The 16,190-nt window shown below is 65.3% G+C and carries 18 protein-coding genes and 1 tRNA gene; 2 read left to right on the top strand and 17 right to left on the bottom strand.

Annotated features, from left to right (window positions below; genetic code table 11):
- Positions 1–513: 513 nt before the first annotated feature.
- The 7 genes from I6F31_RS20460 to I6F31_RS20430 all read right to left on the bottom strand — a co-directional run bounded on the left by I6F31_RS20460 (position 514) and on the right by I6F31_RS20430 (position 5,224).
- Positions 514–591 (bottom strand) — tRNA-Pro (locus I6F31_RS20460).
- 109 nt (positions 592–700) lie between these two features.
- Positions 701–1,276: a MerR family transcriptional regulator gene (locus tag I6F31_RS20455; protein WP_057029740.1), complete on the bottom strand. Its 576-nt coding sequence runs from the start codon at positions 1,274–1,276 to the stop codon at positions 701–703.
- 24 nt (positions 1,277–1,300) lie between these two features.
- Positions 1,301–1,642, bottom strand: coding sequence for an integration host factor subunit alpha (locus I6F31_RS20450; protein ID WP_036010431.1), 342 nt, complete (start codon positions 1,640–1,642; stop codon positions 1,301–1,303).
- A gap of 132 nt (positions 1,643–1,774) precedes the next feature.
- A complete protein-coding gene (locus I6F31_RS20445; RefSeq protein ID WP_036010434.1) occupies positions 1,775–2,755 on the bottom strand; it encodes a beta-ketoacyl-ACP synthase III in 981 nt (326 codons plus the stop codon).
- A complete protein-coding gene (gene plsX / locus I6F31_RS20440) occupies positions 2,752–3,813 on the bottom strand; it encodes a phosphate acyltransferase PlsX (protein WP_225150114.1) in 1,062 nt (353 codons plus the stop codon). The genes I6F31_RS20445 and plsX overlap by 4 nt, the downstream gene beginning before the upstream one ends.
- A 299-nt stretch (positions 3,814–4,112) precedes the next feature.
- The gene (locus I6F31_RS20435; RefSeq protein WP_225186021.1) at positions 4,113–4,676 is read right to left on the bottom strand and encodes a DUF177 domain-containing protein; all 564 of its coding nucleotides are present in this window, start codon (positions 4,674–4,676) and stop codon (positions 4,113–4,115) included.
- Complete coding sequence (locus I6F31_RS20430; protein ID WP_109143544.1) at positions 4,673–5,224, bottom strand: ubiquinol-cytochrome C chaperone family protein; 552 nt, start codon at positions 5,222–5,224, stop codon at positions 4,673–4,675. Before I6F31_RS20430 ends, I6F31_RS20435 begins: the two co-directional genes overlap by 4 nt.
- Before the next feature lie 98 nt (positions 5,225–5,322).
- Between I6F31_RS20430 and I6F31_RS20425 the strand changes: the two genes are divergently transcribed.
- Positions 5,323–5,808 (top strand): outer membrane protein assembly factor BamE, encoded by a 486-nt coding sequence (locus I6F31_RS20425; RefSeq protein ID WP_036010444.1) that lies wholly within the window; start codon positions 5,323–5,325, stop codon positions 5,806–5,808.
- 215 nt (positions 5,809–6,023) lie between these two features.
- Positions 6,024–7,025, top strand: a complete 1,002-nt coding sequence (locus I6F31_RS20420; RefSeq protein ID WP_036010447.1) for a tripartite tricarboxylate transporter substrate binding protein — start codon at positions 6,024–6,026, stop codon at positions 7,023–7,025.
- Between the two features lie 175 nt (positions 7,026–7,200).
- On the opposite strand, the gene I6F31_RS20415 is transcribed toward I6F31_RS20420, so the two are convergent.
- From I6F31_RS20415 to I6F31_RS20370, 10 genes are all read right to left on the bottom strand, one after another.
- Positions 7,201–9,321: a sodium-translocating pyrophosphatase gene (locus I6F31_RS20415; protein WP_036010450.1), complete on the bottom strand. Its 2,121-nt coding sequence runs from the start codon at positions 9,319–9,321 to the stop codon at positions 7,201–7,203.
- 236 nt (positions 9,322–9,557) lie between these two features.
- Positions 9,558–10,556, bottom strand: a complete 999-nt coding sequence (gene thiL, locus I6F31_RS20410) for a thiamine-phosphate kinase (protein WP_225143241.1) — start codon at positions 10,554–10,556, stop codon at positions 9,558–9,560.
- 175 nt (positions 10,557–10,731) lie between these two features.
- Entirely contained in the window at positions 10,732–11,229 is a 498-nt protein-coding gene (gene nusB / locus I6F31_RS20405; protein ID WP_036010453.1) for a transcription antitermination factor NusB, read from the bottom strand.
- 4 nt (positions 11,230–11,233) lie between these two features.
- Positions 11,234–11,725 (bottom strand): 6,7-dimethyl-8-ribityllumazine synthase, encoded by a 492-nt coding sequence (ribH, locus tag I6F31_RS20400; protein WP_036010456.1) that lies wholly within the window; start codon positions 11,723–11,725, stop codon positions 11,234–11,236.
- Between the two features lie 62 nt (positions 11,726–11,787).
- On the bottom strand, positions 11,788–12,417 hold the full coding sequence (locus tag I6F31_RS20395) for a riboflavin synthase (protein WP_057029743.1): 630 nt from the start codon (positions 12,415–12,417) through the stop codon (positions 11,788–11,790).
- Positions 12,417–13,565 (bottom strand): bifunctional diaminohydroxyphosphoribosylaminopyrimidine deaminase/5-amino-6-(5-phosphoribosylamino)uracil reductase RibD, encoded by a 1,149-nt coding sequence (ribD, locus tag I6F31_RS20390; RefSeq protein WP_225143240.1) that lies wholly within the window; start codon positions 13,563–13,565, stop codon positions 12,417–12,419. Before ribD ends, I6F31_RS20395 begins: the two co-directional genes overlap by 1 nt.
- On the bottom strand, positions 13,562–14,044 hold the full coding sequence (gene nrdR, locus I6F31_RS20385; RefSeq protein ID WP_011087793.1) for a transcriptional regulator NrdR: 483 nt from the start codon (positions 14,042–14,044) through the stop codon (positions 13,562–13,564). The genes ribD and nrdR overlap by 4 nt, the downstream gene beginning before the upstream one ends.
- 71 nt (positions 14,045–14,115) lie before the next feature.
- Entirely contained in the window at positions 14,116–15,414 is a 1,299-nt protein-coding gene (gene glyA, locus I6F31_RS20380; protein ID WP_036010474.1) for a serine hydroxymethyltransferase, read from the bottom strand.
- Positions 15,415–15,677: 263 nt separating this feature from the next.
- On the bottom strand, positions 15,678–15,899 hold the full coding sequence (locus tag I6F31_RS20375) for a hypothetical protein (protein ID WP_025036694.1): 222 nt from the start codon (positions 15,897–15,899) through the stop codon (positions 15,678–15,680).
- A 37-nt stretch (positions 15,900–15,936) separates the two neighbouring features.
- Positions 15,937–16,173: a hypothetical protein gene (locus tag I6F31_RS20370; RefSeq protein WP_225186020.1), complete on the bottom strand. Its 237-nt coding sequence runs from the start codon at positions 16,171–16,173 to the stop codon at positions 15,937–15,939.
- Positions 16,174–16,190: the final 17 nt, after the last annotated feature.

Genomic DNA, 16,190 nt, shown 5'->3' with positions numbered 1-16,190 from the left:
TCTACGCCGACTAACCACTTGCTATCGAGTTGCCAATTGTAGCCGGCTTGCAAGCCTCCCGTTACACCACTCATCGAAAAATCGTGAGGGCTGGGAGCAACCTGCCCCGCAAAGGGAGGCAGAATCGGAACTCCAGGATTGAAGATGAAAGCGGAGGCCGCGTCACTCGTAAAATTGACGGACCGGTCTGCCCATGCGCCGCCAACGTTGCCGCCAGCATAAAATCCCGTCCAGCTTGGGCTGGAGTCAGCCGTGCGCGCTTTCGTGAAAATTGCAGGGCTTTGGTCAGCAGCTTCCGCCCCCGAAGCGACACTCGCCAAGACTGCTACAGCAGCCAGTGCTCTTCTCACGGGACGCCCCTCCGCGATTCCAAAGTGCCCAAATTCTTAAATCATGTTGACGCTGGATGCTGTGACGCGAGGGCAACACCTGCGGAACGTTGCAAAATCAACCGCAAACGGCCGGCCCGCGGTCAACCGACGGCCCGGAAAGGAATTCCGTTCTTGAGGAATTTGGTCGGAGCGAGAGGATTTGAACCTCCGACCCCTAGTCTCCCAGACTAGTGCGCTAACCGGGCTGCGCCACGCTCCGAATGCCGTTCCATTAGCTAGGATCGCCGCTTTGCGCAAGGCGAGGCCGCAGCATTTTGGTGTATCCGCCCAAGCGGGGCCGGAACTGCCCCGCAAAGCCGGGGACCGCCCTAGCCCTCCTTCAGGGCCTGATCCAGCATCTCGCGACAGGCGACGAGGTCGCCGAGGACCCGCTCCAGCCGCTCGCGGTCGAGCGCGCTGGGGCCGGCGGGCACGGCGGCGCCGCCTTTGCGGAAGGTGGTGAGGATCTCCTCGTCGTCGACCTCGGTGAAGCGGAAGTCGATGCCTTCCTCTTCATCGCCCTGATAGTCGTCATCGTCGGTGTCGGTGATGCCCTTGATGGGGGCCTCGTCCTCGGGCTCCATCAGGCTGGCGCCGATCGCGTCCTCGATGGCGCCAAAGGAGACCGCGGCCGCGCTGTCGGCGAGGCCCTGCACCGATTTGACGCCGTGCTCTTTCAGGATCCGCTGCACCCCGCGGATGGTATAGCCTTCGCCGTAGAGCAGCCGGCGGATGCCTTTGAGCAGGTCGACGTCGTCAGGGCGATAATAGCGGCGGCCGCCGCTGCGCTTCATCGGCTTGATCTGGGAGAAGCGGGTCTCCCAGAACCGCAGCACGTGCTGCGGAATGTCGAGTTCCTGCGCTACTTCGCTGATGGTTCGGAACGCATCCGGCGCCTTGTCCAAAGGCCAGTCCTTTCCGAAAGGCGGTTACGCCTCTTCTTGAGCCTGGGTGGCGTCACCGTTGGTACGGTGCTGGGCGTTGATCCGCTGCTTCAGGATCGCCGACGGCTTGAACACCATGACGCGGCGCGGCGAGATCGGCACCTCGGTGCCGGTCTTCGGGTTGCGGCCGATGCGCTGGCCCTTCTTGCGCACCATGAAGGAGCCGAACGAGGACAATTTCACCGTCTCGCCCTTCTCCAGGCAGTCGGTGATCTCCTTCAGCACGAGTTCCACGAAGGCAGACGATTCCGTGCGCGATAGGCCCACCTTCTGGTAGACGGCTTCGCACAGATCGACACGCGTTACGGTTTTGCTGGTCTCGCTCATCGCCCTGCCCCACCTCACGGCGAACAATTCTTGTCTGAAATTATGAGCTTACGATACGGCGGTCAACACCGCACATCAATGCACACGTCGCGATAATCGGCGCGGATTCCGGCAAAATTTTATCGGTGTGGCTTACCAGCGCACCAGCGCGGAGCCCCAGGTGAAGCCGCCACCCATGGCCTCCAGCAGGACCATGTCGCCCTTCTTGATGCGGCCGTCCTTGCGCGCCACCGAGAGCGCCAGCGGGATCGAGGCCGCCGAGGTGTTGCCGTGACGGTCCACCGTCAGCACCACCTTCTCCGGCGCGATGTGCAGCTTGTGCGCGGAAGCGTCGATGATTCGCTTGTTGGCCTGGTGCGGCACGAACCAGTCGATGCCGTCGGCATCGAGCCCGGTCGCCTTGAAAGCATCGACGATCACGTCGGTGATCATGCCGACCGCGTGCTTGAAGACCTCGCGGCCCTCCATGCGCAGATGGCCGACGGTCTGGGTCGAGGACGGCCCGCCGTCGACGAACAGCTTTGCCTTGTGGCGGCCGTCGGAGCGCAGATGCGTGGTCACGATGCCGCGGTCGGTCGCGGCATTGCCGGGCTGCTCCTGCGCCTCCAGCACCACGGCGCCGGCGCCGTCGCCGAACAGCACGCAGGTGCCGCGATCGTTCCAGTCGAGGATGCGCGAGAAGGTCTCCGCGCCGATCACCAGCGCGCGCTTGTAGGCCCCGGTGCGCAGGAAATTGTCGGCGGTGGCGAGCGCGAACACGAAGCCCGAGCACACTGCCTGCAGATCGAAGGCCGCGCCATGATTGATGCCGAGGCCGTGCTGCACGGCGACGGCGGTCGCGGGGAAGGTGTTGTCGGGCGTCGAGGTCGCCAGCACGATCAGCTCGATCGATTGCGCGTCAACGCCGGCATCGCGGAGCGCCGCCTGTGCCGCCTTGATGGCGAGGTGCGAGGTGAACTCGCCCTCGGCCGCGATGTGCCGCTCGCGAATGCCGGTGCGCTGCACGATCCACTCGTCGGAGGTATCGATGCGCGCCGCCAATTGGGCGTTGGTCACCACCTGCTCCGGCAAGTAAGAGCCGCAGCCGAGCACGACCGAACGAATCTGAGTCACGAAACATCCTCCGGCGCGGGCTGCACGAATTTGAGTGCACCACCCTCGCGGTTGAGCATCTGATTGATCTTGTTCAGGAGATCGTAGTGAGCCATCTCATAGCCAACATCGATCGCATAGGCAAAGCCTTCGGCGTTGGTTCCGCCGTGGCTCTTGACCACCACCCCGTTTAGTCCCAGCAGCACGCCACCATTGGACTTGTTGGGGTCCATTTTGTCGCGCAGGGCCTGGAAGGCGCTGCGCGCGAAGAGGTAGCCGAGCTTGGACATCCAGCTCCGCTGCATCTCGTGACGAAGCAATTCCGCCATCTGCCGTGCGGTTCCCTCGGCCGCCTTCAGCGCGATGTTGCCGCTGAAGCCTTCGGTGACGATCACGTCGGCGAGCCCCTTGCCAATGCCGTCGCCCTCGACGAAACCGATATAGTCGAGCTCCGGCAGGTTCCGCGCCCGCAGGATCTCGCTGGCCTCGCGGATCTCCTCGTGGCCCTTGATCTCCTCGGCGCCGATATTGAGCAGCCCGACCGTGGGCCGGGTTTTGTTGAACAGCACGCTCGCCTTGGCCGCGCCCATCACCGCCATCGACACCAGATGGTGGGCATCGCCGCCGAGGGTGGCGCCGAGGTCGAGCACGACGGACTCCCCGCGCAGGGTCGGCCAGATCGCCGAGATCGCCGGCCGGTCGATGCCCGGCAGGGTGCGCAGATGGAAGCGCGCCATCGCCATCAGCGCGCCGGTGTTGCCGGCGGAGATCGCGACGTCCGCCTCGCCCTTCTTGACCGCGTCGATCGCGAGCCACATCGAGGAGGTCTTGCGGCCGCGCCGCAGCGCCTGGCTCGGCTTGTCCTTCATGCTGACGGCGACGTCGGTATGGACGATCTTGGAGGCGGCCTTCAGCTTCGGGTGCTGGTCGAGCTCGGGCTCGATCCTGGCGCGGTCGCCGACCAGCAGGAACTCGGTGTCGCGATGCCGGCCAAGCGAGATGGCGGCGCCCGGAATGACCACGGCGGGGCCGACATCGCCCCCCATGGCGTCCAGCGCGATGCGAACCTTGCTTGGCATGTAAGTCCTGGAAACCTGGTCTGGTGCGGTCTTGGGATCAGCGGGGCCGCAAAATGGGTTCGCCACCGGTACGGCGGCCGGCCAAGCGCCACGCCGCACCCGGACCGGGGCGCGACAATAGCGTTTTGTACCCCCGAAACAACCTCTTGCCCCGAGCCTTTTGCATTCGGGGCAATCCGGCCGCCGGGCGCGGATTTCGCGAGAAATCCATTGAAATCAGAGAGATAAACAGCTGTCTCAAACCATCAGGGCAAATGGCTCGCGTCCCCTGGCAAGGCAGCCGCGAGCCAAAATGCCCCTCATTGGCCCTTCTTCTTGTCCTGCAATGCCTTCAGCACGGCGAAGGGATGGTCTTCGGGGTCGGGAGCGGTGACCTCCGCCTCGAACACGGCCCCCTCCTTGCGTGGATAGGGATCGATCGCCAGGAACAGGACGTCGGTGGCGAGCCGGCCGAGGTCGATGATGCCGCCCGTGATCGGCTCGGGCGGGTCGGCAACCTCGGGCGGCGCCTCGTCGCCCTGCCCCTCCTCGATCAGATCGGCCAGGCGGCGCGCCTCGGCCTCGGGGGCGAACATCAGGTCCACCTCCTCCTCGATCTCGCTCTCGATCGGATCCAGCGTGACGACGCAGGTCTGGCCGATCCGGCCTCGAACCAGGCCCGTGACCTGGACCCGCCCCCCGCTTTTCGGCACGACATCGAAGCTGGCATGGGCGGACAGGATCTCGCGCAAGCCCGCGACCTCCGCCATCGCCTGCCGCTCGGCCACTGAGGCCTCGAGCTCGCGATGCAACCCGCCGTCCGGGATTTGCGCAACGATGACGGGCGCCCGCCAGGGATCGCGCTCGGTATCTGTTCGGCTCATGGCGTGACATCCTGTGACAGCGCCCGGGGAAACTTGAAGGACGCGCGCAGCAGCGCGGCCTCGTCGGTCCGGCCAAGATCGGCCTCGCTGGCCCTCGCATAGGCCGCGAGCCGCTCCGCCTGGTCGAAGCCAGTCCCATTCAAGATATTCTTGCAGATCGCCGCTGCCAGCGCCTCGCCGCCGGCTTCCATCGCCTGGTCGTAGGCCTGGACGCGGCCGTAGAATGCCTCGCCGAAGGCCCGCATCCGCTTCGGCACGGTCTGGTCGCCCACCCCCATCTCGCGCAGATTGTCGTCCATGTCCTCGCAGAAGCGGTCGAACAGCGCCTGCGACAGCTCCGCGGCGCCCTGAACCGCGCGCAGACGGCGCAGCAGCAGCCAGAGATGCAGCAGCAACAGGTCGAAACGCCCGTTAACCGTATCGGGCACACCCAAGACCCGGTAAAACAGGGGTTCTCGCGCCTGCGTCACGATCATGCCATAGATGGCCTCAATGGTGCCAGGCGGGGTTCGCCGGGGTTTCCTGAAGTGATTGAACGGCCAAAGCATTGTGGTTTCCGCAAGCGGGCGCGCGCGAGTTGCATTCAGACGCCCAGCCCGGTACTTCAGCGCCTCGCGCGACGCAAGGGGACGGAATCAGTTCCGCTATGACGACAACGAACCAGATCAGCCTGCGCGCGGACATGCGGCGCGGCCTTCATGCCTGTTGGCGGGGCCTGCGCATGCTCGCGGCCACCGCCGTGATCGGCGTGGCCCTTGCAGCTTGCACCGGCGAGCAGTTCCAGAAAGGCTACATCCTGCCGCCCGGCGCGCTCGAGCAGATTCCGATCGGCGCGAGCCAGGATCAGGTGCTGATCGTGATGGGCACGCCTTCGACGGTCGCGACCCTCGACGGTGAAGTGTTCTACTACATCTCGCAGCGCTCGGAGCGCCCGGTCGCCTTCATGAACCAGAAGGTGGTCGATCAGCGTGTCATCGCAGTCTATTTCGACAAGACCCGGCGCGTGCGCCGGCTTGCGAATTACGGTCTCCAGGACGGCAAGATCTTCGACTTCATCAGCCGCACCACGCCGACGTCGGGTCAGGAGATGAGCTACCTTACCCCGCTGTTCAAGCTGCTCAGCTTCAACTGAGGCCGTCGAAGGATTCGATCGAAGCGGCTTGTCGCTCGCGTCGAAAATGCGCGTCGAACGAGGCTCCTGAAGCCGCTTAATTCCATCGCAAGGTATATGGGCTTACGCCTGCGTCGTCGTGCCGCTCTCTGCGCGGCACTTGTCGTCGCGCGCGACTTGCGGTCGCACGTGCCGTTCCCTACGGTTCCCGCAAAGCAAAAAGCAGGAGTGGATTCGTGCATAAGCCTTTGTTGTCCCGCCGTCGTGTGCTCGCCGGTGCTGCCGGCCTTTCGGCCGCAGCGATTCTACCGCGATCGAGCCTTGCCGACTGGAAGCCCACTGAAAACGTTCGTCTCATCGTGCCGGCCGCGGCCGGCGGCTCGACGGACGTGATGGGCCGCCTCCTGGCCGCGCATCTGCAAACCGCCTGGGGTCAGTCGACTGTGGTGGAAAACCGCTCCGGCGGCGGCGGCACGATCGGCACCGCCGAGGCCGTGCGCGCCAAGCCGGATGGTCACACCATCCTGGTCGGCAACCCCGGCCCGAACGCGATCGCCTACAGCATCTTCAAGAACCTCAGCTACAAGCCGGACCAGCTTCAGCCGGTCTCGAACATGATCCGGATTCCGAACATCGTCTCGGCGCATCCGAAGACCGGCATCAAAACGATTCCCGAGCTGATCGCGTATCTGAAGGCCAATCCGGACAAGCTCAGCTACGCCTCCTCCGGCGTCGGCCAGAGCCCTCACCTCACCGGCGCCTGGTTTCTCCAACTCACCGGCCTGAAGATGACGCACATCCCGTTCCGCGGCGCCGGCCCCGCGCTCCAGGCCGCCCTTGCCGGCGACATCCAGATCCTGTTCGACAATCTCTATCCGACCCTGCCTCAGGTGCAGAGCGGCACGCTCAACGGTCTCTGCGTCACCACGCCCGAGCGCAGCGACCTCGCCAAAGACCTGCCGACCATGCGCGAGAGCGCGCCGGAGCTGGCGAATTTCGACGTGTCCTCCTGGTTCGCGGTCTTCCTGCCGAAGGGCGCTTCGCCCGAGGTGCTGGGCGCGCTCAATCTCCAGGTCAAGGCGATGCTGGAGCGCGAGGACGTCAAGAAGCAGATCGCCGCCATGGGCGCCCGCGCCGACTACGGCACGCCCGAGCAGTTCGCCGCGTTCGTGGATGCCGAGACGAAGAAGTTCGCCGGCATCATCCAGAAGGAAGGCCTGCAGATGGACGTGCAGTAGGTCTCTCTCACGTCATTGCGAGAGAAGCGAAGCAATCCAGGCTGTCTCTGCGGAACGATGCTGCATTGCTTCGTCGCAAGAGCTCCTCGCAATGACGTCGGGAGAGCGTCGGATCGCCAAATCAAAAACCCCGCGGCTCACGCCGCGGGGTTTTCTCTTGTCGCGTCAGCGCCGCTCAGTGCGCCAGGATCGCCAGCAGCAGCAGGGCCACGATATTGGTGATCTTGATCATCGGGTTCACCGCAGGTCCCGCCGTGTCCTTGTAGGGATCGCCGACGGTATCGCCGGTCACCGCGGACTTATGGGCATCAGAGCCCTTGCCGCCGAAATGACCGTCCTCGATGTACTTCTTGGCGTTGTCCCAGGCGCCGCCGCCCGAGGTCATGGAGATCGCGACGAACAGGCCCGTCACGATGACGCCGAGCAGCATGGCGCCGACGGCCGAGAATGCCGCCGACTTGCCGGCCGCGCCGCCGCCCGCGATCGCATAGATCAGGAAGTAGACGACGATCGGCGACAGCACCGGCAGCAGCGAGGGGATGATCATCTCCTTGATTGCCGCGCGCGTGAGCAAGTCGACCGCCTTGCCGTAATCAGGCTTGTCGGTGCCCTGCATGATGCCCGGCTTCTCGCGGAATTGGCGACGGACCTCCTCGACGATCGCACCGGCCGCACGGCCGACCGCGGTCATGCCCATCGCGCCGAACAGGTACGGCAACAGACCGCCGAACAGCAGGCCCACCACGACGTAGGGATTGTTCAGTGAGAAGTCCGGATTGACGCCGGCGAAGTAGGGATGCTGCGCGGAGCGGGCCACGAAGAACTTGAGGTCCTCGTTGTAGGCCGCGAACAGCACCAGGGCGCCGAGACCAGCGGAGCCGATCGCGTAGCCTTTGGTGACCGCCTTGGTGGTGTTGCCGACCGCGTCGAGCGCGTCGGTCGACTTGCGCACCTCCTTCGGCAGTCCCGCCATTTCGGCAATGCCGCCGGCATTGTCGGTGACGGGGCCGAAGGCGTCGAGGGCGACGATCATGCCGGCCAGCGCCAGCATGGTGGCGGTCGCGATCGCGATGCCGAACAGCCCGGCGAGGCTGTAGGTGACCAGGATGCCGGCGATGATGACGATCGCAGGCAACGCGGTCGCTTCCATCGAGATGGCGAGGCCCTGGATCACGTTGGTGCCGTGGCCGGTGACCGAGGACTGGGCGATCGACTTCACCGGACGATAGTCGGTCCCGGTGTAGTATTCGGTGATCCAGATGATCAGGGCGGTGACGATGAGACCGACCACGCCGCACTCGAACAGCGCCAGGCCGGTGTAGTTGACGCCCTCGAGCTTGCCGAAGCCGATCAGGTAGTAGATCACCAGGGCGATGCCGATCAGCGACAGGATGCCCGTTGCGATCAGGCCCTTGTAAAGCGCGCCCATGATCGACTGGCTCGGCCCGAGCTTGACGAAGAAGGTGCCGATGATCGAGGTGATGATGCAGATGCCGCCGATCGCGAGCGGCAGCGTCATCATGTTGGCGAGGATCGGCGTCTTGGCGAAGAAGATCGCCGCCAGGACCATGGTGGCGACCGCGGTCACCGCATAGGTCTCGAACAGGTCGGCGGCCATGCCGGCGCAGTCGCCGACGTTGTCGCCGACGTTGTCGGCGATGGTCGCAGGGTTGCGCGGGTCATCCTCGGGAATGCCGGCCTCGACCTTGCCGACGAGGTCGCCGCCGACGTCCGCACCCTTGGTGAAGATGCCGCCGCCGAGACGGGCGAAGATCGAGATCAGCGAGGCGCCGAAGCCGAGCGCCACCAGGGCGTCGACGACGACGCGGCTATCCGGCGCGAGCTTCAGCGAATGGACCAGGAAGCCGAAATAGAGCGTCACGCCGAGCAGCGCCAGACCCGCCACCAGAAGGCCGGTGATGGCGCCCGCCTTGAAGGCGAGCTCCAGGCCGCCGGCCAGCGACGTCGTCGCGGCCTGGGCGGTGCGCACATTGGCGCGGACCGAGACGTTCATGCCGATGAAGCCCGCAGCGCCGGACAGGATCGCGCCGATGGCGAAACCGATCGCGACATAGAGCCCGAGGAAATAGGCAAGCAGTACGAAGATGACGATGCCGACGATACCGATCGTGGTGTATTGCCGCCGGAGATAGGCTTGTGCGCCTTCGCGCACCGCCCCTGCGATCTCCTGCATGCGCGGCGACCCCGCATCCGCGCCCAAGACCGAAGACGTCGCCCAAATCGCGTAGGCGACGGAAAGCGCTCCGCAGAGCACTATCAACCATAATGCTGTCATGTGATGTTTGCCTCAGATCCTTGATGTACCCCCGGCGCCTTTTGTTGTCCGTCGTGCGGTGAAGCGCCTTGATTTTGAACAAAGCCGCCCCCTTGCCCTTAAGGGACGGCTCCAGTCGGCCGCGAGCTTGCCAAAATCACATTGAGGGTGCAACGCCGGATCAGCCCGAAAAGGCCGATCTTGGCAGGTATTTAGGACCAAGCGCTGAGAACTCAGATGCCGGTTTGGAGCAATTCCTAGAAGTGGCTGTAGGACAGCCGCGTCAAAAGCAGATCCTGGCCCTGCCCGTCCAGGAAGCGCAGCGGCTTCTGCCCCTCCGTGATGGTACCGATTGCAGTCACGGCAACGCCGAGGGACTGCCCCGCGGCAATCAGCGTCTCGCATTGTGCCGGCGGAACGGTGCAGAGCACCTCGTAGTCGTCGCCCCCGGCAAGCAGCGTCTCGACAGACGCGACGTTGCGGGCGCGAAGGCTGGCTGCCGCGGCAGAGAGTGGCAGGCTCGTCACGTCGACCGAGGCCGAGACCCCGGAGGCGGCGCAGAGCTTGGTCAGATCGCCGGCGAGCCCGTCGGAGACGTCCATCGCCGCGGTGGCATGATCGCGCAGGGCCGGCGCCAGCACGTTGCGTGGCTGCGGCACCCGATAGCGCGAGACCAGAAAATCCCGTGCAGCGGGATCGGAGGTCAGCGCGCTGGCGGCAGCCCCGCCTTTGAGCACGTCGAGGCCGAGCGCGGCATCGCCGATCGTGCCCGTGACCAGGACGCGGTCGCCCGGCCTTGCGCCGGTGCGGCCGATCATCCGCCCCTGAGGCACACGGCCGAAGGCGGTGATCGAGATCATCTGCGGGCCCGGCGTCGACACCGTGTCGCCACCGAGCAGAGGACAAGCGAAGGTCTTCGCATCCTCGCCCAGCGCGTCCGCAAAGGGACGCAGCCAGGCATCCTCCTTGCTGCGCAGCGCCAGCGTCAGCACGAAGCCTGCCGGCGTCGCTCCTTTCGCCGCGAGATCGGACAGGTTCACCCGCAGCGCCTTGCGCGCGATGTTGTCAGGCGGATCGCCGGCAAGATAATGCACGCCCTCCACCACCGCGTCGGTGGTGACGACGATGTCCTCGCCGGACGAGGACAGCACCGCCGCGTCGTCGACCAACCCGAACGCGCCGGGATCGGTCGCCAGCGGTTTGAAATAGCGCGCGATGAGGGAGTCTTCGCCGGAGGGATTTTGTGTGGTTTCCATCGGCGTCAGCCCCATCCACCGCTGTCATCGCCCGGCTTGACCGGGCGATCCAGTATTCGAGAGACAGTCGTGTTAGCCCGATAGGCCGCGGCGTACTGGATCACCCGCCTTCGCGGGTGATGACGACGAAGAATGGGGCAGTCGTCTCGCATCACTTCACCGCCCTCGCGGGAAACTACCCCCGCCCGAACTCGTCGCCGCGAAACTGCCGGCCGATCTGGTCGAGCACGGCGTTGACCATGCCGGTCTCCTCGCGGTCGACGAAAGCATTGGCGACGTCGACATATTCGGAGACCACCACCCGGCCCGGCACGTCCTTGCGATGCTGGAGCTCATAGGCTCCTGCCCGCAGCACTGCCCGCAGGATCGCCTCGATCCGCTTGAGCGGCCAGCCCTTCGACAGCGCCTCGTCGATCAGAGGATCGAGCTTCTTCTGGTCGCGGACGACGCCGGAGACGACGTCGCGGAAAAAGGCGGCTTCCGCCGGCAGATACGTCTCGCCCTCGACCTCGTTGCCGAGCCAATGGCTTTCGAATTCGGCAAAGATGTCGTTGATGCCCGCACCGGCGATGTCCATCTGGTACAGTGCCTGCACGGCTGCGAGCCGTGCCGCACCGCGCCGGTTCGCCTTCTTCTCGACAACGCCGGTCGGCTTCTTGGTGTTATCGGCCATGGCTTCAGGCCCGCGCCAGGCGGCGTTTAATGCGCAGCATCGCAAGCGCGGCGCGCGCGGCATCGCCGCCCTTGTTGAGCTCGCTGGCACGCGCCCGCGCCCAGGCCTGCGCCTCGGTGTTGACGGTGAGGATGCCGTTGCCGAGCGGCAGCTTCCGCGCCACGGCGAGGTCCATCAGCGCGCGCGAGGATTCCTGCGAGACGATCTCGAAATGAATGGTGTCGCCGCGGATCACGCAGCCGAGCGCGATCACCGCATCATAGGGCCTGCCGTTCGCCGCCGCGGCATCGACCGCGATGGCGACTGCCGCGGGGATCTCCAGCGCACCGGGAACCGTAATGACGTCGTGGGTCAGGCCGGCCGCCTTCAGCTCGGCCACCGCGCCGTCCAGCAGCGCATCCTGGAGATCGTCATAGAACCGCGCCTCGACAATCAGCGCGCGCGCGCCGGAAATGTCGGTCTGGTCCTTCAGGGGTGCGCGCCGCGCGTCTGCCATCGTTCAATCCGTTTCGAAAGGGGTCGGCGCTATGTAGTCGCCGGAAGCAGGTAAGCCAAGTTCTAAGAGACCGTCATTTCCGTCAGCCGCGCCGCGTAGCGGGCCATCAGGTCGACCTCGATATTAACCTCATCCCCGGCCTTCCAGCTGCCGATCGTCGTGACATCGAGCGTGTGCGGAATGATCAGCACCGAAAAGGTCACGTCTGCAACCGTATTGATCGTCAGCGAGACGCCGTCGAGCGTGATCGAGCCCTTGGTGGCGATGAACCGTGCCAGCTCCCGCGTCGTCGAGAGCACGAACCGCGCCATATCCGGCAAGTCCTCCCGGCTGACGATGGTTGCAATGCCATCGGCGTGGCCGGCGACGATATGGCCGCCGAGCTCATCGCCGATCTTCAGCGCGCGCTCGAGGTTGAGCCTGGTGCCGACCTTCCAGTGCTTGGCCGTCGTCAGCGCCAGCGTCTCGGCCGCGGTGTCAACGTCGAACCAGGTCCTTTGCTTGGAGTCCCTGCCATCCGCAACGCCCGAGGCAACCACAGTCAGGCACACACCGTTGCAGGCGATCGAGGCGCCGTCCGCAATCGTGCTCTGATCGTAGCGGCAGGCGATCCGCAGCCGGTGCAGCTGCCCCGGCGCCGTTGGCGTGAAGCTGACGATCTCGCCGATATCGGTGACAATGCCGGTGAACATTACGCGCGCTCGTAGATGGTGAGGTTATCCTTGCCGCAGGTCTCGCTAGCATGAACCTTGTAGGCCGGCGACTGCGTGATTTTCGACAGGGGCAATGCATCGAGCGCATCGACGCCGCCTTCGCCGACCGCTTCCGCTCCGCGGAACAGCCAGACCTCGTCGACGAGATCGGCCGCGACGAACGATGCCGCAACGCGGCTGCCGCCCTCGACCATCAGCCGTGTGATGCCCTTGTCCGCCAGCGCATGCAGCACGGCCGAAAGATCGAGCCCGGATGCACTCCCCGGAGGCATGCGCATGATTTGCGCACCGGCCGCGCCAAGGCGCGTCGCGGCGGCCGCTTCCGCAAGCTCGGACGCGATCACCCAAAGCGGCGTCTCGCGCGCGGACCGAACCAGCTGGCTCGATGCGGGAATGCGCAGGCTCCGGTCGAGCACGACGCGCACCGGCGAGCGCGCCGTCATGCCCGGCAGGCGGCAGTTGAGCTGCGGATCATCCGCCAGCACCGTGCCGATGCCGACCAGGATGGCATCGCTTTGCGCGCGGAGCAGATGCACGCGGTTGCGTGCCGCCTCCCCCGTGATCGCAAGCGGCTTGCCGCCGGCCGCACCGATCTTGCCGTCAGGCGAGACCGCGAGCTTCAGGATCACATGAGGACGCTGGTCCCGGATGCGGCGGAAATGGCCGGCATGGTCGAACGCGGCCTCCGCCGCGCACAGACCGACGTCCACATTGATGCCGGCGGCGCGCAGGCGCGCATGGCCCTGGCCCGCAACTTCCGGATTGGGGTCCTCGATCGCCGCCACCACGCGCTTGATGCCGGCGGCGATCACAGCATCGGCGCAAGGCGGCGACTTGCCGAAATGAGAGCACGGCTCCAGCGTGACGTAGAGCGTGGCACCCCGCGCTGCTTCGCCCGCCCGCCGCAACGCCTCGGGCTCACCGTGCGGACGTCCGCCTGCTTGCGTCCAGCCGCGGCCGACGATGACGCCGTCCTTGACGATGACGGCGCCCACGGCCGGATTGGGCCAGGTCCGGCCCTGCCCGCGCCGACCGAGCGCAAGCGCCAGCTCCATGAAACGGCGATCAGCATCCTTGGCCTCGCGGGCCTTCTGCGCGAACTGGTCTTCCAGAATGCGGAAGATCATTTGCGGATCGCGGCGAGCCGCGCTTCCTCCTCGCCGGAGAGCTCGCCGAGCACGTCGGCGAAATCCTTGGCCTCGCGGAAATTGCGGTAGACCGAGGCAAAGCGCACATAGGCGACGTCGTCGAGCGTGCGCAGATGCTCCATCACGGTCTCGCCGATCACCTCTGAGGAGATCTCGGCCTCGCCTCCGGTCTCGAGCTCGCGCACGATGGTGGAGACCATCTTCTCGACGCGCTCCGGCTCGACCTGCCGCTTGCGAAGTGAGATCTGCACCGAGCGCATCAGCTTGTCGCGATCGAACGGCACGCGGCGGCCGTTGCGTTTGATCACCGTGAGCTCGCGCAGCTGTACGCGCTCGAAGGTGGTGAAGCGGAAATTGCAGGCGACGCACACGCGCCGCCTGCGGATCACGGACGAGTCCTCGGTCGGACGCGAGTCCTTCACCTGCGTATCGAGACTGTTGCAGTTCGGGCAGCGCATCCGTGTGACCTTTATTTTCGCATGATCTCTTCGGAAAACCGGTACCCACTTTTCCGGATCATGCGGCGCCTTTACTGGTAGATCGGGAACCGGTCGGTGAGCGCCTTGACCCGTTCCTTGATCGCAGCCTCCACCAGCGGCGCCTTGCCGTCGGAGGATTGCGCGATCGCATTGAGGACCTCGGCGATCATGCCGCCGACCTGCTGGAATTCGGCCACGCCGAAGCCGCGGCTGGTCGCAGCCGGCGTGCCGAGCCGAATGCCCGAGGTCACAAAGGGCGATTCCGGGTCGAACGGAATGCCGTTCTTGTTGCAGGTGATGGCGGCGCGAACCAGCGCCTTCTCCGAGACGTTGCCCTTCAGGCCCTTCGGCCGGAGATCGACCAGCATCAGATGATTGTCGGTGCCGCCGGAGACGATATCGAGACCATGGCCCTTCAACGTCTCGGCCAAGGCCTTGGCGTTCTCGACGATGTTCTTGGCGTAGACCTTGAAATCCGGACGCAGCGCCTCGCCGAAGGCGACCGCCTTGGCTGCAATCACGTGCATCAAAGGACCGCCCTGCAGGCCCGGGAAGATCGCCGAGTTGAGCTTCTTGGTCAGCGTCTCGTCATTCCACAGCATCAGGCCGCCGCGCGGACCACGCAGCGACTTGTGCGTCGTGGTGGTGGTGACGTGCGCATACGGCACCGGGGAAGCATGCACGCCGCCGGCGACGAGCCCAGCGAAATGCGCCATGTCGACCAGCAGGTAAGCGCCGACGCTGTCGGCGATCTCGCGGAAACGCTTGAAGTCCCAGGCGCGCGAATAGGCCGAGCCGCCGGCGATGATCAGCTTCGGCTTGACCTCTTCGGCCTGCTTGGCCACGGCATCCATGTCGATGATCTGGTCCTCGCGGCGCACGGTGTAATGCGCGGCCTTGAACCACTTGCCGCTCATGTTCACGGGCGAGCCATGGGTGAGATGGCCGCCGGCGGCGAGATCGAGACCCATGAAGGTGTCGCCCGGCTGCAGCAGCGCCAGGAACACCGCCTGGTTCATTTGGCTGCCGGAGTTCGGCTGCACGTTGGCAAAACTGGCGCCGAACAGCTTCTTGGCACGATCGATCGCAAGGTTCTCGGCGACGTCGACCCACTCACAACCGCCGTAATAGCGCGCGCCCGGATAACCTTCCGCGTATTTGTTGGTCATGACCGAACCCTGCGCTTCCAGCACGGCCCGGCTGACGATGTTCTCGGAGGCGATCAGCTCGACCTCGTGGCGCTGCCGACCGAGCTCACCCTTGATGGCGGCAGCGATTTCCGGATCGGCCTGCTCGAGCGAGGCGGTGAAAAACGAATCGGGCGCGGAGGCGGACTTGGGTGCGGTCATCTTGCGAATATCTCCACCGCCGCAGCCTTTTGGCGGGCTACGGGCGGGTCTGGTGTGGCGGTCGGAAGCACGCGCGATCTACCACATCGGCCGACCGCGGCCAAGCATTTGCGGGTCGGGGCTGATATTTATGCAAGATATGGTGGGATTGGAGGTTTTCAGCCCGGGAGCGGTCTTGCGAGATCCGCTCCCCGTCAATATCCGGGTGGGGCCGCTTTGGGCCTTATTTCTTGCCAGCTGCCGCCGGGGCAGCCGGCGTCGTTTTACAGCCCGGTATACCCCGCCTTCACGGGGTCGACGCTGCCGTCGAGCTGGCGCAGATAGGTCAGGCCGCAGACCGTCAACCTATGGGTGTCGGTCTCGCCGGCTTCCATCAGGATGTTGAGGTAGTTCGTGACCTTTTCACGCGCCTCGGCGCTGGCCGCCGCGGTGCGGTTGGCGAGCAGGTCGTAGGTCTGCATGATGCGGTCGATGGCAGCTTCCATGGCATCCTCTGGTTGGTCGGGATCTTGGGGGTTTTGATCAGCCAACCGCTCTGGCCTCGGTCTGCGCCTGGAACCGGGCGATCGCCCTGTTGGCCAGCCTGATCTTGTTGAATTCGCCCTGCTGGAGCAGCTTGACGATCAGGTGAAGCAGGCGGTCGTCGGTGACGAGAGTGTCCGGGATTGCGCCGGAGCGGCGAAGGTAGTTCGCGGCGATGGCGTAGGCCTCGCTGACGAGTTCCACGTTCATCACCCGAAGCCCGCGCTCGACCAGCATCGCCGTTTCTCCGATCC

The organism is Bradyrhizobium sp. NBAIM01, assembly GCF_020194115.1.
Taxonomy (GTDB): domain Bacteria; phylum Pseudomonadota; class Alphaproteobacteria; order Rhizobiales; family Xanthobacteraceae; genus Bradyrhizobium; species Bradyrhizobium yuanmingense.
The sequence above is the reverse complement of the archived record's forward strand: the minus strand, read 5'-3'. Positions and strand labels throughout refer to the sequence as shown.